Origin of the sequence: Parvimonas parva (genome assembly GCF_045866535.1) — a bacterium.
Taxonomy (GTDB): Bacteria; Bacillota; Clostridia; order Tissierellales; family Peptoniphilaceae; genus Parvimonas; species Parvimonas parva.
Genome location: NZ_AP038371.1, coordinates 1,082,492 through 1,109,136, shown reverse-complemented (window position 1 = coordinate 1,109,136; position 26,645 = coordinate 1,082,492). Strand labels below are relative to the sequence as shown.

Below are 26,645 nucleotides of genomic sequence, written 5' to 3'. Positions count from 1 at the left end.
GATGAAAAAAAATATTTTAGTTGGAGTAACTTCGGGAATTGCTATTTATAAGTCTTTGGACTTGGTTAGTATGCTGGTTAAGGCAGGTTATGAAGTTAATGTTGTTATGACTGAAAACGCAACTAAACTTATAAATCCTTTGATTTTTGAAACGATTAGTCAAAACAAAGTGTATAGTGATGTTTTTGAAAGAGATATGGATAGTGAAGTTAAACATATTAAACTTGCAAAAGAGGCTGATTGCTTTGTAATTGCACCTCTTACTGCAAATACTATGGCTAAACTTACTTATGGAATTGCTGATAATTTAATTACAAATATTGCTCTTGCTCATACTAAAAAGATGATTTTAGTACCTGCAATGAATGTTAATATGTATGAAAATCCTATTACTCAAAAAAATATTAAGACTTTGAGGGAAAGACATATTGTCTTAAGTCCTGACTATGGTCGTCTTGCTTGTGGCGATTATGGTAAAGGTAAATTTCCTAAAGCTGAAAAGATTTTTGAAGAAATTGAAAGTTATTTTGTGAAAAAAGATTTGCTTGGGAAAAATATTTTAATTGGAAATGGTGCAACTGTTGAAGATATTGACCCTGTTAGATATATTTCAAATTATAGTAGTGGTAAAATGGGAAATGAACTTGCTCTTTGTGCTAAAAGGCGTGGAGCTAATGTTAAGGTAGTTTGTGGAAAAGTTTCAAGCAATTATAAAAATTTTGGATTGGAATATATTGACGTAAAGACAAATGAAGAAATGTTTAATTCTTTGAAAGAAAATTTTGAAGAAACAGACATTTTAATTATGCCTGCTGCACCTGTTGATTTTAAAGTTAAAAACAAAAAAGATTTTAAGATAAAAAAGACTTTAAATTATGAAAATATTGAGCTTGAGGACAATATCGACATTTTAAAAACTATTGCAAAGGATAAAAAATCACAATATGTTGTCGGCTTTGCCGCAGAAACAAATTCAGTAAAAGACTATGCTATATCAAAGCTTGAAAATAAAAATTTGGATATGATAGTTGCAAATGATGTTTCTGTAAAGGATAGAGGCTTTGGTTCAGATTTCAACAAGGTTAGTATAATTACAAAAGATTCTGAAGTTGAAACTGAAGTTTTGACTAAGAGAGAAATTGCAGATAAAATTTTAGATGCTATTTTGGAGAAAATATGTTAGCAGAAGTTGTTGTTAAATCTTTTTTACTTTCAAGAGCTGAAAATATTTTTACTTATAGAGTTCCAAAAGAACTTGAAGGAGAAATAAGTGCAGGTAAAAGAGTAATTGTTCCTTTTGGAAAAGGAAATAAGGGAACGGTCGGTCTTGTTTTGAATATTTTAGAAAAAAAAGATTTTCAAACCGATATAAAAATAAAAGAAATTTACAGAGTTTTAGACGAAAAAGAGATTGTGAGTAAAACTCAGATTGAACTTGCAAAGTTTATGAGTAAAAAGTATATCACTAATCTTTCTTATTGTCTAAATTGTGTTTTACCTCCGGGAGATTGGAGTAAAATCGAGGAATTTTTTGTTTTAAATAAAGAGAAAAATTTTGAACTTTCAAAAGATGAAATGGAATTTTTTTCCAAGAAAAGAAATATTTTAGAAATTCGTGAGTTTTATAATGATGAAAAGATAAATTATTTAATCAAAAATGAAATTTTAGTAAAAAAGTACAAATATAATATTTCGGAAAATAAATTTTTAGAAAAATTTGTAAAGCTAAATGAAGAATTTGATATTTCAAAAATTCGTAAAAACGCAGTAAAACAATTAGAACTTTTAAATTTTTTAAAAGGAAAAGATTTTGTAAGTGTTAAGGAATTAAGGGAAATAAATATTTCAAAACAAGTTATAGACTCAATGCTTTTGATGAACGCTCTTATTTTAACTGAAAATAAAGTTTATAAAAATTCTGTAGAAGAAACAAAAAATTACAAAAAATTAAAATTAAATAAAGAACAACAAAATGTTTTAGATAGTATCTTAGATTCAAAGAACGATAAATTTTTGATACATGGAGTAACCGGAAGTGGAAAGACTGAAATATATCTACAACTTGTTGAAAAAATGTTAGAGCAAGGAAAGAGTAGTATAATTTTAGTTCCTGAAATAAGTCTTACTCCACAAACTATTGAAAGATTTTCCGGACGTTTTGAAAATGGCATTGCAATCATTCACTCAAGACTTACAATGGTTGAAAAACTTAATCAATGGAAACAAATTCAAGATAAGGATATAAAAATTGTTGTTGGGGCAAGGTCTGCGATTTTTTCCCCAATTAAAAATTTAGGGCTTGTAATAATTGATGAGGAACATGAGTCAAGTTATATAAGCGACCAAAATCCTAAATATTATACTCATGAAGTTGCCGAGCATTTGGTAAAATTATCCGGAGCAAAACTTGTTTTAGGTTCTGCAACACCGTCTGTTAATATTTATGAACTTGCGAAAAAAGGAAAATTTAAACTTTTAGAGCTAAAAAATAGAGCAACAAGAAATTCATTGCCTAAAGTTGAAATTGTAGATATGCGTGAAGAACTTTTACTTGGAAATAAAAGTATTTTGAGTAACAGTCTTTACGAAGAAATACAAAAAACTTTGGATAGGAAAGAGCAGGTAATTTTGTTTTTAAATAAACGTGGCAGAAGTTCTTTTGTGTTTTGTAGAAGTTGTGGCTATGTTTTGAAATGTGATTATTGTGATATTTCAATGACTTACCACAAAGACAATCGAAAAGATATTTGCATTTGCCATATGTGTGGAAGAACGAAACAAAAGCCTAAGATTTGTCCAAGCTGTTTTAAACAATCCATAAAAGAATTTGGTTTTGGAACGGAGGCTTTGGAAGAATATATTAAAAATACCTTTAAAGATGCAAAAGTTCATAGGATAGATTCGGACACTTCAAAGGAAAAAGGTGCTTATGAAGAAGTTTACCAAAAAATGAAAAACAAAGAAATTGATATTTTGATTGGTACACAGATGATTTCAAAAGGGCTGGACTTTCCGAATGTAACTTTGGTTGGAGTTGTTCTTGCAGATATTAGTTTGAATATTCCATCTTTCAGGTCAGCAGAAAAAACTTTCCAACTTTTAACTCAGGTTGCAGGACGTTCAGGTCGTGGAGAAAGACAAGGAAAAGTTGTAATTCAAACCTACAAGCCAAGTCATTACTCGGTGGTTAATTCTTCAGAGCATAATTATGAAGAATTTTTCAAAGAAGAAATAAATTTTAGAAGAAGTTTTCTCTATCCACCAAAGGCTAATATAATAAATTTTCAATTTAGAAGCAAAAGTGTCGAAAATTGTATGGAAGAATTAAAAAAAATTAGAGATTTGATTTTTGAAAGATTTAAAAAAGAAATAAATTTAAAAAATATAATTATTCTAGGGCCTAATCCAGATGCGATAAAATGGGTAAATATGGTATATAGATATAATTTGACAATAAAAGTTCTAAAAGACGAAGATGTATTTAGACAATTTTTAATGGAATTAATTTTTAATAAAAAGTATTCATTTAATACTGAAAAAAATGGAAAATTAATTTTGACAATAGATTAAGGAGGAAAAATGGCATTAAGAAATGTTAGAATTGATGGCGATCCTGTTCTTAGAAAAAAGGCAAGGAAAGTCGAAGTTATAGATGATAAAATAAAAAATCTACTAGAAGATATGGTAGAAACTATGTATGATTCAGATGGAGTTGGACTTGCTTGTCCACAAATTGGAATTTTAAAAAGACTTGTAACAATTGATGTTGGAGATGAACATGGACTTTTAAAAATGATAAATCCGGAAATTTTAGAAGTTTCAGGAGAACAAGTTGGACCTGAAGGTTGTCTTTCAATTCCTGATGTGAGGGGTTTTGTAAAAAGACCTGAAAAAGTGAAATTCAAATATACAGATATTGACGGAAATGAACAAATTATAGATGCAACAGACCTTTTGGCTGTTTGTGTTTGTCATGAGATTGACCATTTGAATGGAGTTCTATTTACAGACTTGAGCTTAGAGGGCGAAGAGGCTGAAATGTACGAAAAACTATATTACGGTGAGGAAGAATAATGAAAAAAATAATTTTTATGGGAACTCCTGATTTTGCAGTTCCACCTTTGGAAGTTTTGAATGAAAATTTTGAAATTTCTTTAGTTGTTTCTCAAAAAGATAAACTTAGAAACAGAAAAAAATTATTACCGACACCAGTAAAGCAAAAGGCATTAGAGCTGGGTCTTGAAGTCATAACACCGGATAGTGTAAAAAGTGATGAATTTTTTGAAATTGTAAAAAAAATAAATCCGGATTTCATTGTTGTAGTTGCTTTTGGACAAATAATTGACAAGCGATTAATTGACTTTATGGGAGGGAAGATTTTAAATATTCACGCCTCAATTTTGCCTGAGCTTAGAGGCTCTGCACCGATAAACTGGGCTATTGTGAATGGTTTAGAAAAAACCGGCGTTAGCATTATGTCAATTGATGTTGGACTTGATACAGGAGATGTTTTAGATATTCTCGAAACAGAAATTTCCAATGAAGATAATCTTGAAACACTTTATGAAAGACTTTCAAAAATGGGTTCCACTTTGATTGTTGAAACTATGAATGACTTTGAAAATAAATATAAAAATAGAATTAAGCAGGGAGATAATTTTTCCTATGCTCCGATGATTGTTAAGGAAATGGGAAAATTAAACTTTAATGATACTTCAAGAAATATTTTTAACAAAATAAGAGGTTTTTATAATTGGCCAAGTACATTTTGTGAATATATGGGAGAGAATATAAAAGTTCATAGAGCTGAAATTGGAACAGAAAGTCCGAATGTCAAAGTTGGAACAATTTTTAAAACTTCAAAAGACGCAATCTTTGTTAAAACACTTGACGGTAGCATAAAACTTTTGGAAATTCAATTTGCTGGAAAGAAAAGAGTTTTAGTTAAAGACTATCTTCGTGGCAATTCTATAAAAGTTGGAGAAATTTTAAAATAATGAGAAAACTTGCAGTTGAAATCCTTTGTGAAATCAAAGATGAAAATTCAAACTCTAAAAATTTATTGAATAAAAAGGCGAAAAATATTTCTGAATTGGATAGTAAATTTTTAAGAGAAATAGTTTATGGAACATTGGAAAATCGAATTTATTTAGACTATATAATCAAAAAACTTTGCAAACTTAGAATAAAAAAATTCAATCCATATATTTTAAATATTTTACGAATTTCAATCTATCAAATTTTATTTATGGATAAAATTCCAGAATTTGCAATAATAAATGAGGCGGTTAATCTAACAAAAACTTTTAAATTAAAGAAGTTTTCGTCCTTTGTAAACGGCTCACTTAGAAACTTTTTAAGAAATAAGGAAGATTTTACAAAAATAGAAACAGAAAATTTAGAAGAAAAATTTGCTATAAAATATTCTACGAACATTGATGTTGTAAAAATTTTACTTGAAGATTATGGAAAAGATGAAACTTTGAAAATTCTTGAAAGCTCTATGGATAGACCACATTTTGCGATAAGAATATCATCTTTTGAAAAAAGTGAAGAGGAAGTTATTTCAGATTTAAAAAATTTTGGATATAAACTAAAAAAATCGGATATTTCAAAATTAACATACTTTGTAGAAAATCCAACCAATATATTGGAAACAGAAAGTTTTAGAAATGGAGATTTTACAGTTCAAGACGTTGGAAGTATTTTGACAGGAGAAGTTTTAGCTCCAAAAGAGAATTCAAAAGTTTTGGATATTTGTTCGGCTCCCGGTGGAAAAACTTGTCATCTCGCTTTTCAAATGAAAAATACCGGAGAAATTTTTGCCAACGATATTGTAAAAAGCAAATTAATAAAGATAGAAGAGAATTGTAAAAGACTTAATATAAAAAATGTAAAATTATTAAATTTTGACGCATCAGTTTATAAAGAAGAACTTAAAGAACAATTTGACTATATACTATGCGATGTAATCTGCTCCGGAGTTGGCGTTATGGACAGAAAGCCTGAAATAAAATTATTTAGAAGTAGAGAAACAATTGAAGAAATAATTTCTTTACAAAGAAAAATTTTTGACAATGCAGTCCAATATCTAAAAGTCGGTGGAGAAATAGTTTATAGCACTTGTTCAGTTTTGAAATGTGAAAATGAAGAAAATGTAAAATATTTCTTATACAAACATAAAAATTTGAAGATAAAAGAAGTAAAATTTTTAGAAAAAGAAGAAAAATTTATAAAATTATTACCTGAAAAACAAAAACATAATGGATTTTTTATAGTTAAGTTTTATAAAGAAGGATAAAAGATTGAAGGTTAAAACTTCAGTCTTTTTTGTTGAAATAAAATTTTATATGATGTATAATAAATTTAATTGATTTTGTAAATTGTATAAAGGAGAGATAAAATGTAGAGATTATTAAATTTTGAGTTTAAAATTTAATATATGTGAGGTAGGGAATGAAAAATTTTAAAGATAAGCTGTTTTGTTTGAAAGGTTATTACTTTTTTTCAAGCTTAGTTTTTTATGCCCCTGTGGCTCTTTTGATTAGAACTTCCAGAGGTGTAAGCATTTCAGAATTTTTTATTTTGCAGGCGATTTTGTCTTTTGGTATTTTTATCTTTGAAATTCCTTTTGGAATGATTACGGATAAAATTGGATATAAAAATTCTATAATTATTTCACATTTCTCTATGTTATTAGCTAGAATAATACTTTTGTTTTCTTTTAGCTTTGAGTTTTTTGTACTTGAATCTATACTTGAGGCAGTCGGTTTTGCTTTTGCTTCGGGAACTATAATTGGTTATGAGTATGAAATTATAGGTGAGGAAAATTTTGCAGTGGAATCTTCTATTCTTGGTAATTACTCAACTGTTGGCTTTATAGTTTCAACAATAAGTTTTTACTTTATGAATAAATATTTCGGACAAAATTTTCTGATAATTTTTACAATTATTTCAACTTTTATTTCTTTTTTATTTACTTTATTTTTAGAAAAAGAAAAAGGTTTTGAAAAAGATGATACTAAATTGAATTTCAAAAGTATTTTAAATAAATATTTAATCATTTTTATGGTGTTTAATGGAATGATTAGCATAACATTTATTTTGATAAATTTCTTTTATGTAGTCATTTTACAAAATATAAATTTAAGTGAAAACTATATGACTTTCGTTATTTTGTTATATTCTGTAATCGGACTTTTGAGTCCCAAAATTATAAAAATTTTTGGAGAAGTCAAACTAAAAAGAAATTTGTTTATATTTTTGACTATGAGTTCTGTTTTACTCATGTCGTTAATTTTAATAAAAAATATTTTTGTTATACTGCCAATGATTTTTTTACCAATGTTAATTGGAATTGTTGAAACATATTTTTCAAAGGTTGAAAATAGATATGTAGATAGTTTGAATGACAAAAACAGAGCAACTATTTTATCAACTTTCAGTATGGGAGCGAATGTTGTTGACTTTGGATTTTTATTTTTTTCAGCAAAACTAGCTGAGAATAGTTTAAATTATAGTTTTATTTTTGTTAGTATATTACTTTTGATATTTGGATTATTTTTTGCTGTAACAAAATTCATAGAAGAATAGAGAAATGTTAAAGGAGCTTTGAAAAAAGCTCCTTTTAAAATTATTCTTTACATGCAGGGTCTTTGCTCGCTTTATCTTTTGACAAGTCTCCAACTTTTTTATATTCTACATCTTTTGATTTAGGATCTCCAATTTGAACTGGAAGTTTGTCATCCATTTGCCATTGATTCCAACCGCCATCATATAAACTCGCGTTTAAGCCATTTTCGTGAGCAAGTAAAAATGCAACAGAGCCTCTCCAACCAGTTCCACAATAGAAACTCATTTGTTTATCAGTAGAAATTCCTTGTTCTTCCCACATTTTTTTGATTTCAGAAAAATCTTTATATTTTCCGTCAGAATTAATATAGAAATCCATTGAATCCTTATCATGACCTGCTTTTCCCCATAAAGCACCTTTAGGTTCTCCAGCTCTAGGTATATAAGTATAACCACTTTCTTTTCCTAACCATTCATTTTCACTTCTAATTGAAATTAATTGGAAATTATTGTCTTTTCCAAGTTTTTCTTTAACAGTTTCTATTGAAGTTATATATTCTGGGTGAGCAGGAACCTTTGTTTTGAATTCTTTAACAGGAGTAGGTTTAGTTTCTTCTTTTTCTACCGGGTAGTTTTTATCTGTCCAGCTTTTTAAACCACCATTTAAAATTTTTACATTTTCAACTCCTGCATATAGATATGCTGTGGCAACTCTAGCACATCCTGTATTTTGTCCATAAAGAATAACGGTAGTATCTTTATCTATTCCATAATTTAATAAACTTTTTTCTAATTCTTCAGGGCTTCTTAAATTCCACACAGGTTCTTTTTCAACAGTATCTGTGTTTATATGAATTGCACCTTTTATATGATTTTTTAAATAGTCAGGACTTTTATCAACTTCTCCCCAAGAAACTTCGGCTATTACAAAGTTTTTTACGTCTTTCACTTTTCCATCAAGAACGTCTTTAACATAGTTTGCATCAACAAAGACAGTTTCTTTTGAAACTTTTTTCGCAGTTGATTTTTTTTCTTCTTTCTTTTCAGTTTGCTTTACATCTGTTTTCTTTTCGTCTTCTTTTTTTGAACAAGCACAAAAAACTCCAAGTACCAAACATAAAATTAACAGTTTTTTTAAATGTTTTTTCATTACACACTCTCCTAAATTTATTACAATTAAAAATTACAAATAAGTTATTTTTTTATCATAATAATAAAATTTATAATTATTAATTGCTTTTTTATTATACAATAAAATAAAAACTTTGTAAATAAAGGAGTTTTTAAATTTTCAATTTTAATAAAAGTATTAATATGTCTTTTATTATTAACATAATAATATCACCCTTCGGCTATACTTTGTATCGGATGGAGACATGAGAACCTTGTTGTTTCACAATAAAAATCTCACTATTGTATAAAAAGTGAGATTATGATTTATAATTTATTCCTTGATATGAATTTTTTTGTTTTAATATTTTTCCGACTTCACCAATTGTTTTAATTTTATCTTTTGACCATAAGGGAGCAATTAATTTTGTTTTGTCGCCGTCGCCTGTTAGTCTGTGAATTATGATTTCTTTATCTAAATTTTCTATTGCCATAATTAAAGCATCTACATATTCATTCCAAGTCAAAACTTTGAATTTATTTTGTAAATAATCTTCATACAATTCACAATCATTTTGAATGAAAAGGCTGTGAATTTTAATTCCCCAAGGTTTTTGTGAGTTTACATAGTCGATAGTATTTTTAAAATCCTTTTGGTTTTCGTTTGGCAGACCGAAAATTATATGAAAAATAGTTTTTATATTTAATTCTTTTAATTTTTTTACACAATTTTCAAAAGTTTCAGTACTGTAACCGATATTCATAGCGTTTCTCGTTTTTTCGTTTGAGCTTTGTAGTCCAAGTTCAACCCAAACTTCAATTTTTTTATTTAATTCATCAAGCAAATTATATATTTCTTCATTAAAACAATCAGCCCTTGTTGCTATTGACAATACTTTTACACTCGGAAAATTTATCGCCTCATAATACATTTGTCTAAGCTGTTCTATTGGTAAAAATGTATTTGTATAGCTTTGAAAGTATGCGATATATCCTTTATCGACATTTTTATCTTTTAAAAATTTTATCTGAGCATTTAACTGTTCTGTTATGGATTTTCGTTTTGTTGTAAATTCACCACTTCCGTTTTCAGAGCAAAATTTACAACCACTTTTACCATTTTTTCTATTCGGACAAGAAAACCCTCCGTCAATGGAGAGTTTTAAAAGTTTTGAGCCAAATTTTTCCTTTAGATAAGAACTTAAAGTGTTATATCTTTCCATATTATCTCTTTCTTAATTGTTCCTTTTGTTCTAAGACATGTCTTTTTAACTCATCTAAATATTCTATTTCATCATTTGAAAAATCAACATTTTTCAAGAATCTTCCTGCACCTTTTATTACCATTAATTCAGGATTTTCAGGATTTATTACATTTAATCTTGTTCTGTCGGTTATTAATTCAACAAAGCCGGGAATTAATGATGAGCCACCTGTTAGAATCAATCCCTTTTCAAAAAGGTCGGCAATCAATTCCGGTGGAGTTTTTTCTAAAGTTTCAGTTATTGCATTTAAAATTTTATTTAAAGTCATTCCAATTGCATGTGAAATATCTGAACTATTTACAAAAATATGCATAGGAAGTCCGTTCATTACATTTCTTCCCTTTACTTCATACATTTCTCCGTCGCTAGTTGGATAAGCAGTTGCAATGGAAAGTTTTATAATTTCAGCAGTATTTTCTCCAATCAACATATTATATCTTGTACGAATAAAGTCTGCGATTGCTTCGTCAACTGTGTTTCCGCCAATACTTAAACTTTTTGCAATTATAATTTCTCCATTTGAAATTACAGAAATATCTGTCTTTCCTGCTCCAATATCCACAACCATAGTTCCTGAAGGGTCATTTATATTTACGCCACAACCTATTGCTGCAGCGATTGTTTGTTCCAAGAGTACAACATTGTTTGCTCCGGCGAGTTTAACCGCTTGAGTTATTGCTCTTTTTTGTACTTGAGTTAATTCACTTGCGATACAAACTAAAACATTTGGTCTAAAAAAGTTTTTTCCAATAGATTTTTTAATTGCTCTTTTTATGATTGCTTCTGTTACGTTAAAATCTACAATATTTCCGGCGACTAAAGGCCTTTTTGCAACTACATTACCGGGAACACGTCCTAATAATTTTTTTGCAGTTTCTCCGTAAGAAATTATTTTATTTTTATATGTATCCATAGTAACTATTGATGGCTCGTTTACTATTACACCTTTATTTTCTACGAAAGTCGTTACTTTTGATGTTCCAAAATCAATAGCAAGAGTTTTTCTAAAATATTTCATAATATCTCCTAATATAATTTTTATTTTACTTATGTTAATTATTTAATTTAAAGCACATTTTACATTATGCTATTATAATTTTACACTAAAATTAGTATATAGTAAAGTAGGAGTTTAATTATTAAAAAAATTTGATAAATTTGTTGTAGTGTAGTAAAATAAGAATGATAAAATTAATAATATGGAGGACTTTTATGTTTAGAATGAAAAACAAACTTAATAGTTTATATAATGCAAATAAAGAGGTTAAGTTTGCTCTTATCGGAGCTGGAAAGATGGGTAAAGGACTTGTTAATCAACTTTCAAGAGTTAAAGGTTTAACAAGCGCCGTTGTAATTGATGAAAAGCCTGAAAAAGCTATGGACGCTCTTCTTTCTTCCGGAATTAGAAAGTCGGATATAACTACAAGTGATAATATAAAAATAATAGAAAATTCTATAAAAAATGGAATGTATGTAGTTTCTGATGACTATTCCATTGCTTGTAAATTACAAGATATTAAAGGAGTTGTTGACGCAACGGGTAATCCTCCTTTTGGTGCCGTTCTTGCGATGGAGGCAATCGAAAATAGAAAACATACAATTATGTTAAATGTTGAATGTGATGCTGTTATTGGACCTTATTTATACAATTTAGCCAAAAAGAAAAATGTAATTTATACCGGTTCTGCCGGAGATGAACCGGGTGCAATTATGGAGCTTGCAGACTTTGTTTTAGGTGCAGGTTTTAAACTTCTTGCTGTCGGTAAAGGAAAGAACAATCCACTTAATTATTATATTACTGAAGATGATGTTAGAGAAGAGGCCATTTCAAAAGGTCTTTATCCAAAAATGCTTGCAGGTTTTATTGACGGAACAAATACAATGATTGAATTGACAAGTGCAGCTAATGCTTTGGGTTTTGTTCCTGATGTTATTGGTTGTCATGGGCCAACAACTACACCGAATGAGCTTGGAAAATTATTTTCTTTAAAAGAACAAGGTGGAATTTTAAATAACTATAAAACGGTAGATTTTGCTTTTGGAGTTGCTCCGGGAGTTTATGCAATAGTTACAAGTGATAGTGATGAAGTACATGACCTAATGAAGTATTTAAAAATGGGTGAAGGACCTAACTATGCAATTTACAGACCATATCACTTAACAAGTTTAGAAACACCGATTACAATTTACAATGCAATCGTTGAAAAAGAGTCAACTATTGTTCCTGCTTGTGGACAAGTTTCAGATACTGTTACAGTTGCAAAAAGAGATTTGAAAGCTGGAGAAATTTTAGAGGGAATTGGTGGAAAGTCTGTTTTTGGTACAATAACAAGCCATGCAGACCAAAAAAATAGAAATCTTTTACCGATTGCTATGATTACTAAGAAAACAAAATTAAAAGTTGATGTAAAAAAAGATGAGCTTATAACTCTGGATATGGTTGAGCTTGACGAGGAACATATCATTACAAAACTTAGAAGAAAACAAGATAAATTAGGTCTTTAGGAGAAGGTATGAAAATAATTTCTCGGTATAAAAATAAAATTGCTATCGGCATTTCTGTTGTAGCAGTTATTATTTTAATTATATTTTTGACTGTGAAATTTGGAGGAGGCTCGAATAAAGAAGTAGCCTTTGATTTTTCAAAACCATATACAAAAATTGAATTTATAAAAGATGAAATGTATATTTTTGAAAAAAATAAATTTTCACGTTTTAATAAAAATGGAAAATTAAAAACAGAAAAAGAAATTTCAAATAATGGAAAAATTAGAATTTCTAACGATATTATATATTCTCTTATGCCTAATGAAATAATTATGTATAGTAAAAATTTTGATGAGATAAAAAAAATATCTTTAGAGAAAGAAAGTCAAGATTTTTTTATTGAAAATAATAAATTGATTTTGATAAATAATGCAAGTTTTAAAATTTTTGACGAAACTTTAACTGAAATATATTCAAATGATGATGTTCAAAGTCCGGGGTATGTTAAATTTTCAAAGGACAATAACAACTTTGTATATACAGATTATGTTAAGTCGGAAAATTCAATAAAATCGAGATTTCACATTTTAAAATTGAAAGACAAGTCAACTATTTGTGATTTCACTTTTTTTAATGAATTTATAATTGATTTTGGATTTGTAAATAATTCTGACGATAAGATTTACGTTGTTACGAATGAAAAGTTATATCTTTTTGAAAAAAATATTATAAAAAATCAATATTATATAAAAAATTTAAAGGATATTATCTATGATTCCGGAAAGATTTATTTGATTTCAAACGATATAAAAGTTTTTAATGCAAAAGATTTAAAACTTGAAAAGGAAATTGCTATTGAAGGAGAATATATAAATGCTCATAATTTATCAGAAAATATTTTGTTGGTAAAAAAAAATGGGTATGTATTAGTTGACAAAAATAGTTTTAATCTAAAAGAGTTTCCTGCTGAAATCGTAGATTCAGTTGATAGTGAAAATTCTGCATATTTGATATTAAAAGATAGATATAAGAAAATAAAGTAGGAGGTGTTTATTTTGAACGAAAAGTATTTATTATTAACTTTTAATTCAGTTAATCATACAATGCAAATAGAAAAAGAACTTAAGAACTTAGAAAAGAAATTTAAAACAATTCCAACGCCTAGAGAAGTTAGTCGTTCTTGTGGACTTGCGATATTACTTGACCCAAGCGAACTTGTGACTGTAAAATCATTGAAAGAGGACGGAAAAAATGTTGATTACATTTGGTCTTTTGAAAAAACACAAGATAGAGGAAATGTAATAACGGAGATAAATATTAATGAATAAATTTTTTAAAAATTTTATTTATTCGGAGTCGCTTAAAAGTTTAATTATAAAAATAATTTTATCAGTCATAGTTTTTTTGATTGCTAAAATTATTATTTATATTTTTACAAAAGCTCTAAAGAATTTAGTTAAAACTTATAAATCGAATGATTTTAGAAATTCTAAAAAAGTAAATTCAATTGTTTCCATATCATCAAGTGTTTTGAAATATATAATTTATTTTATTGTAATAGTTATAATTTTAAGTATTTTTAATGTAAATACATTGTCCTTAATTGCAACTGCTGGAATTGGTGGTATCATCATTGCCTTTGGAGTTCAAAGCATTATCAAAGACCTTTTTAGTGGGATTTTTATTTTACTTGACGACCAATATAATATCGGTGATGATGTAATTATAAATGATATTGCCGGAAATGTTATTACTATAAATATGAGAAATACACAGATACAAGGTTATGATGGAAGTATAAATACCATTTCAAATGGAAGTATTACTACTGTTACAAATTTAAGTAAAAATAACCAAAGATCTATTGTTACTTTCTGTTTTCCAACTGATGTGGATATTGAAAAAGTTAAGAAAATAATAAGCGATTTTTCAACTGAATTTCCAGAAAAACATAAAAGTGTAATCAAAGCTCCTGTATTTTTCGGAGTTACAGAAATGGAAAGTTATTATATAAAAATAGCTGTTGTTCTTTGGAGCAAACAGTCAACACAATGGCAAAATGAAAAAATTTTAAGAGAAGAATTATACAAAAAATTTAAAGAAAAAAATATTGAATTTTTAAAGTTCGAAAAGGGTGATAAAATTGTATAAATATCAAGTATCAGACATTGTTGTATTAAAAAAAGAGCATCCTTGCGGAACAAATAGATGGCAAATTTTACGAACCGGCATTGATATAAAATTAAAATGTTTGGGATGTGAAAGAGAAGTTTGGGTTAAGAGAATTGACTTTGAAAAAAGACTTAGAAAAGTTGAAATAGACGGAAAGCTTTATAAAGTTGCAAATCTTTAAAGGAGGTAGTTATGGATTTTTTAGAATTAGCAAAAAATAGATATTCTGTTAGAGAATTTTCTGGTAAAAAGGTTGAAAAAGAAAAGATTTTAAAAATTTTAGAATCTGCAAAAATTGCACCGACTGCAAAAAATAAACAACCGATAAAAATTTATTATTGTACAGATGATGAAAAGCTAAAACTTTTAAATGAATCATCTCCTTGTGAATACAACGCACAACTTATGTTTGTAATAACTTACAATTTGGACGAATGTTGGTACAACGAACATAGTGGCATACCAAGTGGAATAGTAGATGCGACAATAGTTGCAACACAAATGGTATTAGAGGCTGAGGACTTAGGCTTAGGCTCAGTTTATATTGGAGCTTTTGACCCTGAAATAGTTACTAAAAATTTTGAAATTCCTGAAAAAAATAAAATTGCCATGCTTTTATTTATGGGATATAAAGGAGAAAATGCTATGCCTTCTCCAATGCACGAAGAATACAAAAAAGACGAAGAATTATTTGAAGAATTAAAAATTAGATAATCAGGGGATTATATGGATAAAATATTAGAAGATTTATTTTCTTTACAAGATATTGAATATAAAAATTTTAATGCAAAACTTATTCCTACAGTAGATAAAGACTTAATAATCGGAGTTAGAACGCCTGATTTAAGAAATTATGCAAAAAAATTATTTAAAGAAGATGAAAAACGAAGCTTTAAGTTTTTAAATAGTCTTCCACATAAATATTATGAAGAAAATAATTTACATGGATTTTTAATTGAGCAAATAAAAGATTTTGATTTAGCTATGGAATATACAGAAAATTTTATTCCTTTTATAGATAATTGGGCGACTTGCGATTCTTTTTGTCCGAAAGTTTTTAAAAAATATGTAAATGAAACTTATGAAAAAATTTTACTTTGGATAAAGTCTGATAAAACTTATGTTGTTCGATATGGAATAGGACTTTTGCTTTCAAATTATTTAGATGAAAATTTTAAAGAGGAACATTTAAAAATTGTTTCAAAGATTAGGTCTGAAGAATATTATATAAATATGATGATTGCTTGGTATTTTGCCACTGCTCTAACTAAACAACAGAAGTATGCTATCAAGTTTATAGAAAATAAAAAACTTGACGATTGGACTCACAACAAAGCAATTCAAAAAGCAATAGAGAGTAGAAGAATAACTGATGAACAAAAAATATATTTAAGAAGTTTAAAAGTTAAGATAATGAGATAAAAAGAGCGAACGCTCTTTTTTTGTTGGACTTGACGAAAATATTTTAATGTTATAAAATTAGATATTATGTATATTGTTGGAGGATTAATGGAAAATCTAAGTACGGTTATCGAAAGATTGAAAAAATTACAACAAAATTTATCAGAAATCGGTGATTCACTTTGACATTTCAAAGTTAGAGGAGACTTATAGAGATTTAGAGGCTCAAACTTTAAAAGAAGATTTCTGGAATGATTCTAAAAGTGCAAAGTCAATTCTTGATAAAATGAAAAGTTTAAAATTTAAAATTGAAACTTTTACTTGTTTAAGTCAAAAAATTTCGGATTCAATAGAATTTTTAGAAATTTTATCTGATGAGGAGTTTATGGAGTATGAGAAAGAAGTTTTAAAAAATATTAAAAATATTGAAAAAGAATATTTTGCATTAAAGTTAGATACTCTAATGGTTGGAGAATATGATTCAAACAATGCTATTTTGGAAATTCATGCAGGAGCAGGGGGAACTGACGCTCAGGACTGGACAGAAATGTTACAACGTTTATATACGAGGTGGATTAGCAATAAGGGTTTTTCATTTTCCATTTTGGATTATAATTCCGATACTGAAGGGGGAATTAAGTCTGTTACTTTAAAGGTTGATGGAGAAAATGCTTATGGCTTTTTAAAGGGAGAAAAGGGCGTTCATAGGCTTGTTAGGATTTCTCCTTATGATTCATCAAATAAAAGGCATACAAGTTTTGCAAGTGTCGATGTATTTCCGGAGATTGAAGAGATTACAGATGTTGAGATAAATCCGAAAGATTTACGGATTGATACTTTCCGTTCAGGTGGAGCGGGTGGTCAGCATGTAAATAAAACGGATTCGGCTGTTAGGATAACTCATATTCCAACGGGCTTAACTGTTTCTTGTCAATCCGAAAGAAGTCAAATGTTTAATAAGGATACGGCTATGAGGCAACTTGTTGCTAAACTTTTGATAATAAAACAAGAAGAAAATAGAGAAAAGATAGAGGATATTCAGGGTAAATATTCACAAATAGCTTGGGGCTCACAGATAAGGTCTTATGTTTTTCAGCCTTATACTCTTGTTAAGGATCATAGAACAGGTTATGAAACAGGAAATGTGGAGTCTGTTATAAATGGTAATATTGATGAATTTATAAATCAATATTTATGTGAATTGATTAAAAAAAGTAGGTGATTTTATGAAAAGAGAAAAAATAACTAGAGCAGTTGCTCTTATATTAGCTTTATTAATGTTAGCCGGAGTTTTTCCAACTGTTATAGGATTATTTAGATAATGTTGGTTATTGATATAAAGTATAACAAGTCAAAGGAAGTTTTTGAAGTGATTTTTGAAGATGAAACAAAACTTCTTTTGAATTATAATATTTTTGAAAAATATAAAGTTTCTGTTGATATGGACTTTTCGGAAACAGAAATTTTGGAGATGAAATATTTTTCAGATATTGAAAGAGCAAAGTCAAGAGCGATAAATTATATTTCCGGAAAATTAAAGACAAAATATGAAGTTAGATTAAAACTTAGAGAAAATGAATTTTCAAATGAAGTAATAGATGAAGTTTTAGAAATTTTAGAAAATGAAGAATATTTGAATGACAGGCTTTATTGTGAAATTTTCATCGAGGATAAAAAAAGATTAAACGGTTATGGAAAAAATAAAATAAAATCTTTATTAATTCAAAAGGGAATTTCAAAAAGCATTTTTGAAGACTTTTTAGATAATTTTGAATATGAAGATGAATTTGATAATGCTGTTAAAATGGGTATAAAAAAGTTGAATCTATTGGCAAATGAAGAAGATAAATTTAAGAAAAAGCAGAAAATTATAAATTATTTAGCTTATAGAGGCTTTAGTTTTGATGTAATAAATGATGTTTTAAAGGAAATTTTGTGATGACTTTTGTTTATATTGTAGAGTGTAAGGACGGGAATTTTTACACCGGTTATACAACGGATTTAAAAGGACGGATTGAAAAGCATAATTTGGGACTTGGTGCAAAATATACAAGGGGAAGAACTCCTGTAAAACTTATTTATTTTGAAGTTTTTGAAACAAAGTCTGAGGCGCTTAAAAGAGAGATTAAGATAAAAAAATTAACTAGAATACAAAAAGAAAAATTAGTATTAAATTTTGATAAGAGTAAATTTTCTACTTATATGGAAGGTGATTTTAATGGTAATTAACGAAAATTTATATGAGAAATATAACAATTTAAGAGAAAATTTAGCAGAATTATTACTTTTAAAAGAGGAAATTATTTCAATTAGAAATGATTTAGTTTTAGAGGACGAAGAAAAGTTTAAACTTTTATATAAAAAAAATATAGAAAGTCTTGTAGAGGTGCAAAAACATTTAGAAAGAGATGTTATGAATCTTTTCAGGGCAAATGAAATTTTAAAAATACTTGAATTTTCAAACAATTTTGTCGATGTTAGTCAAGTATATACAATTATAAATTCTGAAAATAATAATAGCAAAAAGTTTAATTCAAACGAAGTTAAAAATTTTGTTGGACTTTTTGATGAACTTGATATTGAGGAAAACAAAAATTGTAATGATGTTTTTAAAGCTATTGCAAAGGAAATATCTCCACATACAAATAGTGAAAATTGGGATAGAGAGCTTTGGAAACAGACTTTAAAGGCAAAGGCTGACGGTAGCAAAAGAACTATGAATAAGATTTTTAAGACAATCGAAGAGGAAAGATTGAATAAAAGTCCGATAGATTTTAATATTGATGAATATTCTAAAAATATTAGGACTTTGGAAAATAATTTAGAGTTTTTAGAAAGAGAAGTTAGAAATCTTGGAGAGTCTTGTAAAGATACTCTTGATGAGAAAAAAGTAAAAAAGATGACTAAATTGTTAAAAAAGGTTGAGAATAAAAAAGTTGAAATCAATCATTCAATAGAAATTTTGACAAAAATTAGAAATGGTTTAGTTGACGGCTTTATAGCATCTTTACCTGCAAATAAAAACGGAATGTTAAATTAGGAGGAGAATATGGAATTAAAATACGAAATTACAGAAGAATTAGGAGTTTTATCCGAAAATGAAAAAGGCTGGAGAAAAGAATTAAACTTAGTTAGCTGGAATGAAAGAGACGCTAAGTACGACATAAGAGATTGGAACCCAAGCCACGAAAGAATGTCTAAAGGGGTAACTCTTACAAAAGAAGAAGCTGAGGCTCTTTATGAAATTTTAAAAGAAGAATTTGGAGAATAATGTGAAAAAACTTTTTGGAAAATTTATTTTAGGTCTTTCTAAAGCTTTAGATGTAATTTTAGGGGGACTTGTAAATATTTTATCTTACATTGTAAATTTACTTAGCAGTTTATCTGTATTTTTAGTAATACTTGGAATTGGATTTTTAGCCTTAGGCTCATTTATAATTCCGTTTGTACTTATAATTTTACTTGCAAGTCCGTTTTTCTGGGCAGTAATTTTTGTTTTTTTCATTGTGCCGTTTTTGGGAAAGAAATTTATTTCATTTTTAAGGTATGTTAATTATTCATTATGCGAATATTTGAATGATTACGGAAACTTTTTAATGGGAAATAACAAAAACTATTCATCTTTTAGAGAATATAAAAGAAAGTACGAAAGAGCACAGGAAGAACAAAGACAAAGAGAACGTGAAGAAAGACAAAGACGTGAAAGAGAAGAATGGGAAAGACGATTTAATTCATTTAATGAATATTTTTCACAAGGTGGTTTCTATACGAACTATCAAGGTCAAGGTTATCAAGGCTATCAAAATTATAACGGAGCCTACTCCGACCCGTACAGCGACTTTAAAAATAAATTTGAAAAGTCTTGTGATGAGTTGGAATTTAATACCTATGATATAGATTTTTACCAAGTTAAGTTGCAATACAGAAAACTTGCTAAAAAATATCACCCTGATTTGAATAGAGATGTTGACACAACAGAAAAATTTCAACAAATTAATTCAGCTTTTGAATTCTTAACAGAAGAAAATATAAAAAGATATAATCAAATGAAAAGATAGCAAAAATAAATGCTATCTTTTTTAAATTCATAAAATGTGGTAAAATAAATGTATCTTAAAAAAATTTTGGAGGTAGTTATGAATATAGTAGAACGTTTTGTTGAATATGCAAAAATTGATACGCAATCAAATCCTAAGTCTGCGACTGTTCCTTCAACAGAAAAGCAAAAAAACTTGGGAAATTTACTTGTTAAACAGTTAAAAGAAATGGGAATTGAAAATGCTCATATTGATGAAAAGGGTTATGTTTATGCACATTTAAAATCAAATGTAGAAAAAAATCTTAAAAAAGTCGGTTTTATTGCACATATGGATACTGCAACAGAACTTACCGGAGCAAATGTAAATCCACAATTTGTTGATTACAAGGGTGGAGATATAAAGTTAAATGATGAAGTAACTATGACTGTAAAGGAATTTCCTTGTTTAAATGAAGTTGTTGGAGAAAGACTTATAACAACTGACGGAAATACTTTGTTGGGTGCTGATGATAAATCAGGTATTGCAATTATTATGGATATGGTTCAAAAAATTATTTCAGAAAATTTACCACATGGAGATATTTCAATAGGTTTTACTCCTGATGAAGAAATTGGACGTGGAGCGGATCATTTTGATGTTAAAAAATTCGGTGCAGACTTTGCCTACACAATTGACGGTGGACCTATCGGAGAACTTGAATATGAAAGTTTTAATGCTTGTAGTGCTGTTGTTGATATTAAAGGAAAGAATGTTCACCCTGGTTCTGCAAAAGATATTATGAGAAATTCACTTATGGTTGCTCATAATCTTTTATCAATGTTACCTGCAAATGAAAGACCTGAACATACTGAAGGTTATGACGGATTTTATCATTTATTAGAAATGAACGGAGATACAGAAAATACTCATATGGAATTTATCATAAGAGATTTTGATAGAGAAAAATTTGAAAATAAAAAAGAATATATGAGAAAAATTGTTGAAGTTTTAAATTTTAAATATGATAATTCAATTAGTTTAGAACTTAAAGATTCTTATTACAATATGAGAGAAAAATTAGAGGACAGAATGGATATAATTGACCTTGCTTACAATTCAATGGTTGAGATTGGAATAACTCCAAAAATTCAAGCAATTAGAGGAGGTACTGACGGTTCAAGACTTTCTTATATGGGACTTCCTTGTCCGAATATTTTTGCAGGTGGATTTAACTTCCATGGTAGATTTGAATTTGTTCCTGTTTCATATATGGAAAAAGGCTCAGAATTACTTGTAAAAATTGTAGAAAATATTGTTAAAGGAGAATAGTATGAATTTAAAACCAGAAAGAGTTTTTCATTATTTTAGAGAGCTTTCAAACATTCCTCATGAATCACATAATGAAAAAGCTATATCTGATTATATTTATAATTTTGGTAAAAGTTTAGGACTTGAAACAAAACAAGATGACATTTTAAATGTTTATATAAGAAAACCTGCTACAAAGGGTTATGAAGATAAACCCGGAATAATCTTACAAGGACATATGGATATGGTTTGTGAAAAGGCTACAAGTTCAAATCATAATTTTGCAACAGATAAGATTGAATGGGTGATAAAGGACGATTTGCTTTTCGCTAATGATACAACATTGGGTGCTGATGACGGTATTGCAGTTGCAATGGCAATGGCAATTTTGGAAGATGAAACTCTAGTTCATCCTGAACTTGAAGTGCTTATAACTGTTACTGAAGAAACTACAATGGCAGGGGCTTTAGGACTTGAAAAAGGACTTTTAAAAGGAAAATATCTTTTTAATATAGACTCTGAAGAAGAAGGAATTTTAACTCTTGGCTCAGCAGGAGGAACTCTATTTAAAACTAATTTGGAATTAAAATTTGAAAATAGGGAAGTAGAGCTTGTTAAACTTCATTTTGACGGATTTTTGGGTGGACATTCAGGAATGGAAATCGGAAAAAATAGAAGAAATATGATTAAAACAATCGCTGAATTTATAAAAGAAACAGGACTTTCCGTTTCAAGTGTTGATTGTGGGAATAAAGATAATGCAATTCCTAGAGTTGGAGAAATTGTAATTGAAAATTCTCCAAAATTAGATGAAGTAATTGCTAAATTTGTAGAAAAATATAATGGTGAAGAACAACTTACAATAGACAAAAAGGAAGTTTTTGTAGGAAAAGTTTTAACAAATGCTTTAAAAGATACATTGATTGAAATTTTAGAAAAATTACCAACAGGAGTAAATACAAAAGATGAAACAGGTATCATAAGTTCTTCAAACCTTGCAATCGTTCAAACAATCCAAGATGAAATTTTAATTCGTGATTCAATTCGTTCATCATCACTTAGTATCTTAGAAGAAATGAAAACAGCATTTGCTAAAATTTCTAAAACATTAGGATTGAATTATGAATTTTCAGGTGGTTATCCATCTTGGGAAAAGAAAGAAAATTCAATATTACAAAAATTTGCAAACAAAGTTTATAAAGACTTAACAGGAAAAGAATTTGAAAATATCATAGTTCACGCAGGATTGGAATGTGGAGCAATCTATGAAAAATATCCAAATCTTGAATTAATTTCATTTGGACCTGATATAAGAGGAGCACATACTCCAAAAGAAAATCTTTCAATTTCATCAACTAAAAGAGTTTATGATTTTACATTAAAACTAATTGAAGAAATTGCAAAAAATTAATATTTAAACATTCAAACGGAATAGGGATATTCCGTTTTTTGTGTAAAAAATCTAAAAAACATACCATTTTGGTAATTCTGAGCGAAACGTAGTGAAGTCGAAGAATCTCAAAATTTATTGAAAAAATATTTACCTAAGACACAAAATATGGTACAATATATGAGTATGGAGGTGAGATAATGGATTGTATATTTTGTAAAATTGTTAATGGAGACATTCCGTCAAATAAAATTTATGAAGATGATGATATAGTTGCATTTAACGATTTATCACCTCAAGCACCGATTCACTTTTTAGTAATTCCTAAAAAGCATATTGAGTCTTGTAATTTTGTAAATAAAGAAAATTCAGAAGTGGTTGGAACAATATTTGCAAAGATTTCCGAACTTGCAAAAGAAATGGGATTTGATGAGTCAGGTTATAGAATTATTAATAATTGTAACGATGATGGTGGGCAAACAGTTAAGCATCTTCATTTTCATGTCCTGGCAGGACGTAGTTTAAATTGGCCACCGGGTTAAAATTTAATTTTAGTTAAAAATTTTTGAGTTTATATAAATTATATAAAAAAATGTTATGAATTTACTTGAATTTATATCGATTTTGTTGTATAATATGTATGATTATTTCTCAAGACAGAGTTTGTCTGTATAAAGAGAGGGGGGATATCATGGCAGAAATCAGAGTTGGCGAAAACGAATCTTTAGATAATGCGTTGAAAAGATTTAAAAGACAATGTGCACGTGCTGGAGTGCTTTCAGAATATAGAAAAAGAGAACATTACGAAAAGCCAAGTGTAAAGAGAAAGAAAAAATCAGAGGCAGCAAGAAGAAAAAAGAAAAAATTCTAATTTAATAGCTGTATTAAAAAGTAACTAAAGTCCTTTTATTTAAGGGCTTTTTTTATTGCGAAAAATCGCGGAATGGTATGGGTATTATTGAATTTTATTTTAAAAATTTTCTAAAAAATATTGTTTTTTTTATAAACTTTTGATATAATATAATTAACTGTTGTTTAAGGAGGGCTTATGACAAAGAGAGAACAAGAACTTTTAAATATAATTAAAGAAAATCCTTATATTTCTCAAAATGAATTGGCTGATTTGCTGGACATAAAGAGGTCGTCTGTTGCAGTTCATATTTCAAATTTGATTAAAAAGGGATATTTAGTTGGTAGAGCCTATGTGATTAGCTCTAATTTATCGAAAGATGTTTGTGTTATTGGCGGTTGCAATATCGACTTTATTGCAAAGAGTTTCGATAAAATAAATATGAAAGATTCAAATCCTGGAACTTTGGAATATTCTTTTGGTGGTGTTGCTAAAAATATTGCTGAAAATTTAAAAAGAATGGGAATAGAAAATAAATTTATCAGTGTTTTTGGTGATGATGCTTATTCGAGAGAAATTAAAGAGTATTTAAATAAAGTGGGGATAGATTTTTCAAACAGTAAATTTTTAACAAATAGAGGAATGTCAAACTACATTTCGATTTTAGATGAAAATAATGATTTATTTACAGCTATTTCTGCAATGGAAGTTTTAGAAGAAATTAATATTGAATTCATTTCAAAACATATTGATTTAATAAAAAGTTTTAAGTTTATCGTTATGGATACAAATTTAAGTGAAGATGTGCTTGAATATATTTGCAAAAATTGTCCTAATTCAAAGATAATTGTGGATTGTGTTTCAAGAAAGAAATCTTTAAAAATCAAAAATTTATTAAATTATATTTATCTTATAAAGCCAAATATTTATGAGGCTGAAGAATTAACAGAAGTACCTTATAATGATGAAAGAGATTTAAAAAATATTGTAGATGTCTTTTTGAAAAAAGGTGTTCAAAAAGTTTTTATCTCAATGGGAGAAAAGGGAATTCTTTATGCTGATAAAAATGATAGTGGAATTGTAAAGATAAATGAAACTGCAAAGGTTGAAAACACTTCAGGTTGTGGCGATGCGTCTATGAGTGGAATCATCTTTGGTGTAGTTAATGAAAAAGATAGTTTAGAATGTGCTAAACTTGGTAATGTTGCCGGATTTATAACGGCACAATCAATGGATACAGTTAGTAAACATATTAGTGAAAAAAATCTATTAAATTTTGGAGGAAGTTATGAAATTAGAAAAATATTTAACGATTAGTGAAGAAGTACAAAATGCAATTAAAGAAAACAAACCGGTTGTTGCTTTAGAATCAACAATTATCTCACATGGTATGCCATATCCTAAAAATGTTGAAACAGCTCTTGAAGTTGAAAAAGTTATTAGAGAAAATGGTGCTATTCCTGCTACAATAGCTATTGTAAACGGAGAAATTAAAGTTGGTTTAACTAAAGAAGAAATTGAAGTAATCGGTAAAGCAGGGCTTAGCGTAACAAAGACTTCAAGAAGAGATTTACCTTATGTTGTAGCTAATAAATTAAATGGAGCAACAACAGTTGCCGGAACTATGATTTGTGCTGAACTTGCAGGAATTAAAGTTTTTGCAACAGGTGGAATAGGTGGAGTTCATAGAGGGGCAGAAACTACAATGGATATTTCAGCTGACCTTGAAGAATTGGGACAAACAAATGTTGCAGTTATTTGTGCAGGTTGTAAATCAATTTTGGATATGGGACTTACTTTAGAATATTTAGAAACAAAAGGAGTTCCTGTTTATGGATACCAAACAAATATTTTACCTGCATTCTATACAAGAGTAAGTGATTTTAAGGTAAATAAAATAAATTCAGAAGAAGAAATCGCAAAAGTTTTAAAAACTAAATGGGATTTAGAATTAAATGGTGGAGTTGTTATCGCAAATCCAATTCCAGAAGAATATTCAATGGATAGAGAGGCTATCGACAAAACTATCCTAGACGCTTTAAAAGAGGCAGATGAAAACGGAATAAAGGGAAAAGATACAACGCCATTCTTACTTGATAAAGTTCAAAAACTTACACAAGGAAAGAGCTTAGAAGCTAATATCAGATTAGTATTCAATAACGCAAAACTTGCAAGTAAAATAGCAATAGAACTTTCAAACTTAAGATAAGAACTCCACTCATTTACGAGCTTTACATCAGGTGGGTGCCCGGGAACCTTGTTATTTCACAATAAATTACAAAAAGGTCGGAATAAATTTCCGACTTTTTTTGACGAAAATAGTAAAATAAACTTATCAAAAATATTAGGAGCTTAAGATGAAAAATAAATGTAAATTTAAAAATTATTATTTACCAATCGGTGCAATTTTTTTATCAATAGCATTAATTATAAAAAGATATTCTAATATAAATGATATAGTATTAGGATTTTTGTTTGGAATTTCTATTGGATTGTTGCTATTAAGTGGATTATATAAAATTAAAAAATAGGAAATTATTATGGCATCAAGTAAAGAATATTTAGAATTTATAATTGAACAGTTGTCTGAATTTGAAAAAATAAAATACAGAGCTATGATGGGTGAATATATTATTTACTACAAAGAAAAAGTTGTAGGTGGAATATATGACGATAGATTTTTAGTAAAAAATACGAAGTCTGCAAAAAAATATATGAGCAATGTTGAATTTCAATTACCATACAAGGGGGCAAAAGAAATGTTGTTGGTCGATAATGTCGATGACAAAGAATATTTAAAAGGACTGTTTGATTAAATGTATGATGAATTGCCATTACCAAAAACTAAAAAGAAAAACTAATATAATTTTCATTAAGACAACTAAATTAAGGTAAATTATGTTGAAATAAAAATTTCAATTTACCTTAATTTAAATTATCTTTTTAAAGATACAAATAATTTTGTTACTAATTTTTTATATAATATTAACGCTAAAAAACTAAATTGTTAAAAAATATTAAAAGATATTGAAAATTTTTTTATTTTTTGATACAATATTAACTACTGTACA

General features: G+C 28.0%; 30 protein-coding genes. 27 read left to right on the top strand and 3 right to left on the bottom strand.

Annotated features, from left to right (window positions below; translation table 11 throughout):
• The first annotated feature begins 1 nt into the window (after window position 1).
• The 6 genes from coaBC to ACKTSI_RS05445 all read left to right on the top strand — a co-directional run bounded on the left by coaBC (window position 2) and on the right by ACKTSI_RS05445 (window position 7,593).
• On the top strand, window positions 2–1,183 hold the full coding sequence (coaBC, locus tag ACKTSI_RS05470; RefSeq protein ID WP_407862657.1) for a bifunctional phosphopantothenoylcysteine decarboxylase/phosphopantothenate--cysteine ligase CoaBC: 1,182 nt from the start codon (window positions 2–4) through the stop codon (window positions 1,181–1,183).
• Window positions 1,177–3,570, top strand: a complete 2,394-nt coding sequence (gene priA / locus ACKTSI_RS05465; RefSeq protein ID WP_407862656.1) for a primosomal protein N' — start codon at window positions 1,177–1,179, stop codon at window positions 3,568–3,570. Before coaBC ends, priA begins: the two co-directional genes overlap by 7 nt.
• A 9-nt stretch (window positions 3,571–3,579) precedes the next feature.
• Entirely contained in the window at window positions 3,580–4,074 is a 495-nt protein-coding gene (gene def, locus ACKTSI_RS05460) for a peptide deformylase (RefSeq protein WP_068473094.1), read from the top strand.
• Window positions 4,074–4,997: a methionyl-tRNA formyltransferase gene (gene fmt, locus ACKTSI_RS05455; protein WP_407862655.1), complete on the top strand. Its 924-nt coding sequence runs from the start codon at window positions 4,074–4,076 to the stop codon at window positions 4,995–4,997. Before def ends, fmt begins: the two co-directional genes overlap by 1 nt.
• Window positions 4,997–6,301 (top strand): 16S rRNA (cytosine(967)-C(5))-methyltransferase RsmB, encoded by a 1,305-nt coding sequence (gene rsmB / locus ACKTSI_RS05450; RefSeq protein ID WP_407862654.1) that lies wholly within the window; start codon window positions 4,997–4,999, stop codon window positions 6,299–6,301. The genes fmt and rsmB overlap by 1 nt, the downstream gene beginning before the upstream one ends.
• 155 nt (window positions 6,302–6,456) lie before the next feature.
• Window positions 6,457–7,593: an MFS transporter gene (locus tag ACKTSI_RS05445; RefSeq protein ID WP_311525991.1), complete on the top strand. Its 1,137-nt coding sequence runs from the start codon at window positions 6,457–6,459 to the stop codon at window positions 7,591–7,593.
• A gap of 40 nt (window positions 7,594–7,633) precedes the next feature.
• Here the strand turns inward: ACKTSI_RS05445 and ACKTSI_RS05440 are convergent, their stop codons facing one another.
• The 3 genes from ACKTSI_RS05440 to ACKTSI_RS05430 all read right to left on the bottom strand — a co-directional run bounded on the left by ACKTSI_RS05440 (window position 7,634) and on the right by ACKTSI_RS05430 (window position 10,965).
• Window positions 7,634–8,722, bottom strand: a complete 1,089-nt coding sequence (locus ACKTSI_RS05440) for a sulfurtransferase (RefSeq protein ID WP_407862653.1) — start codon at window positions 8,720–8,722, stop codon at window positions 7,634–7,636.
• A 280-nt stretch (window positions 8,723–9,002) separates the two neighbouring features.
• Window positions 9,003–9,905, bottom strand: a complete 903-nt coding sequence (locus ACKTSI_RS05435) for a TIGR01212 family radical SAM protein (RefSeq protein ID WP_407862652.1) — start codon at window positions 9,903–9,905, stop codon at window positions 9,003–9,005.
• 1 nt (window position 9,906) lies between these two features.
• The gene (locus ACKTSI_RS05430) at window positions 9,907–10,965 is read right to left on the bottom strand and encodes a rod shape-determining protein (protein ID WP_407862651.1); all 1,059 of its coding nucleotides are present in this window, start codon (window positions 10,963–10,965) and stop codon (window positions 9,907–9,909) included.
• Between the two features lie 194 nt (window positions 10,966–11,159).
• Here ACKTSI_RS05430 and ACKTSI_RS05425 point away from each other — a divergent pair, with 194 nt between their 5' ends.
• From ACKTSI_RS05425 to ACKTSI_RS05325, 21 genes are all read left to right on the top strand, one after another.
• Window positions 11,160–12,452: an NAD(P)H-dependent oxidoreductase gene (locus tag ACKTSI_RS05425; protein ID WP_201274973.1), complete on the top strand. Its 1,293-nt coding sequence runs from the start codon at window positions 11,160–11,162 to the stop codon at window positions 12,450–12,452.
• A gap of 8 nt (window positions 12,453–12,460) precedes the next feature.
• A complete protein-coding gene (locus ACKTSI_RS05420) occupies window positions 12,461–13,477 on the top strand; it encodes a hypothetical protein (protein WP_407862650.1) in 1,017 nt (338 codons plus the stop codon).
• A 12-nt stretch (window positions 13,478–13,489) separates the two neighbouring features.
• Window positions 13,490–13,762, top strand: a complete 273-nt coding sequence (locus tag ACKTSI_RS05415; protein WP_068473072.1) for a DUF3343 domain-containing protein — start codon at window positions 13,490–13,492, stop codon at window positions 13,760–13,762.
• Window positions 13,755–14,585: a mechanosensitive ion channel family protein gene (locus tag ACKTSI_RS05410; RefSeq protein WP_407862649.1), complete on the top strand. Its 831-nt coding sequence runs from the start codon at window positions 13,755–13,757 to the stop codon at window positions 14,583–14,585. Before ACKTSI_RS05415 ends, ACKTSI_RS05410 begins: the two co-directional genes overlap by 8 nt.
• Window positions 14,578–14,787 (top strand): DUF951 domain-containing protein, encoded by a 210-nt coding sequence (locus ACKTSI_RS05405; RefSeq protein WP_068473066.1) that lies wholly within the window; start codon window positions 14,578–14,580, stop codon window positions 14,785–14,787. Before ACKTSI_RS05410 ends, ACKTSI_RS05405 begins: the two co-directional genes overlap by 8 nt.
• Window positions 14,788–14,798: 11 nt before the next feature.
• Entirely contained in the window at window positions 14,799–15,320 is a 522-nt protein-coding gene (locus ACKTSI_RS05400; protein WP_201274976.1) for a nitroreductase family protein, read from the top strand.
• Window positions 15,321–15,332: 12 nt separating this feature from the next.
• Window positions 15,333–16,028, top strand: coding sequence for a DNA alkylation repair protein (locus ACKTSI_RS05395; protein ID WP_201274977.1), 696 nt, complete (start codon window positions 15,333–15,335; stop codon window positions 16,026–16,028).
• An 87-nt stretch (window positions 16,029–16,115) separates the two neighbouring features.
• A protein-coding gene (gene prfB / locus ACKTSI_RS05390) for a peptide chain release factor 2 (RefSeq protein ID WP_201274978.1) occupies window positions 16,116–17,229 on the top strand; the annotation gives its coding sequence in 2 pieces (ribosomal slippage) (window positions 16,116–16,190 and window positions 16,192–17,229; 1,113 coding nt in all).
• A 99-nt stretch (window positions 17,230–17,328) separates the two neighbouring features.
• Window positions 17,329–17,946, top strand: coding sequence for a regulatory protein RecX (locus ACKTSI_RS05385; RefSeq protein ID WP_407862648.1), 618 nt, complete (start codon window positions 17,329–17,331; stop codon window positions 17,944–17,946).
• Window positions 17,946–18,236, top strand: coding sequence for a GIY-YIG nuclease family protein (locus ACKTSI_RS05380; protein WP_068473053.1), 291 nt, complete (start codon window positions 17,946–17,948; stop codon window positions 18,234–18,236). Before ACKTSI_RS05385 ends, ACKTSI_RS05380 begins: the two co-directional genes overlap by 1 nt.
• Window positions 18,226–19,047: a hypothetical protein gene (locus ACKTSI_RS05375; protein ID WP_288981141.1), complete on the top strand. Its 822-nt coding sequence runs from the start codon at window positions 18,226–18,228 to the stop codon at window positions 19,045–19,047. Before ACKTSI_RS05380 ends, ACKTSI_RS05375 begins: the two co-directional genes overlap by 11 nt.
• Before the next feature lie 9 nt (window positions 19,048–19,056).
• Entirely contained in the window at window positions 19,057–19,278 is a 222-nt protein-coding gene (locus ACKTSI_RS05370; RefSeq protein WP_068473047.1) for a YdbC family protein, read from the top strand.
• 1 nt (window position 19,279) lies between these two features.
• Window positions 19,280–20,065: a DnaJ domain-containing protein gene (locus tag ACKTSI_RS05365; protein ID WP_407862647.1), complete on the top strand. Its 786-nt coding sequence runs from the start codon at window positions 19,280–19,282 to the stop codon at window positions 20,063–20,065.
• Window positions 20,066–20,143: 78 nt separating this feature from the next.
• Window positions 20,144–21,355, top strand: coding sequence for a peptidase T (gene pepT / locus ACKTSI_RS05360; protein WP_407862646.1), 1,212 nt, complete (start codon window positions 20,144–20,146; stop codon window positions 21,353–21,355).
• A 1-nt stretch (window position 21,356) separates the two neighbouring features.
• A complete protein-coding gene (gene pepD, locus ACKTSI_RS05355; protein ID WP_308577611.1) occupies window positions 21,357–22,745 on the top strand; it encodes a beta-Ala-His dipeptidase in 1,389 nt (462 codons plus the stop codon).
• 179 nt (window positions 22,746–22,924) lie between these two features.
• The gene (locus ACKTSI_RS05350; RefSeq protein ID WP_407862645.1) at window positions 22,925–23,266 is read left to right on the top strand and encodes a histidine triad nucleotide-binding protein; all 342 of its coding nucleotides are present in this window, start codon (window positions 22,925–22,927) and stop codon (window positions 23,264–23,266) included.
• Window positions 23,267–23,415: 149 nt separating this feature from the next.
• Complete coding sequence (gene rpsU, locus ACKTSI_RS05345) at window positions 23,416–23,595, top strand: 30S ribosomal protein S21 (RefSeq protein WP_004832359.1); 180 nt, start codon at window positions 23,416–23,418, stop codon at window positions 23,593–23,595.
• 177 nt (window positions 23,596–23,772) lie between these two features.
• On the top strand, window positions 23,773–24,891 hold the full coding sequence (locus tag ACKTSI_RS05340) for a carbohydrate kinase (protein WP_407862644.1): 1,119 nt from the start codon (window positions 23,773–23,775) through the stop codon (window positions 24,889–24,891).
• Window positions 24,863–25,783 (top strand): pseudouridine-5'-phosphate glycosidase, encoded by a 921-nt coding sequence (locus tag ACKTSI_RS05335; protein WP_407862643.1) that lies wholly within the window; start codon window positions 24,863–24,865, stop codon window positions 25,781–25,783. Before ACKTSI_RS05340 ends, ACKTSI_RS05335 begins: the two co-directional genes overlap by 29 nt.
• 148 nt (window positions 25,784–25,931) lie before the next feature.
• Window positions 25,932–26,105 (top strand): hypothetical protein, encoded by a 174-nt coding sequence (locus ACKTSI_RS05330; protein WP_288981130.1) that lies wholly within the window; start codon window positions 25,932–25,934, stop codon window positions 26,103–26,105.
• A gap of 9 nt (window positions 26,106–26,114) precedes the next feature.
• A complete protein-coding gene (locus ACKTSI_RS05325) occupies window positions 26,115–26,390 on the top strand; it encodes a TfoX/Sxy family protein (RefSeq protein WP_308577617.1) in 276 nt (91 codons plus the stop codon).
• Window positions 26,391–26,645: the final 255 nt, after the last annotated feature.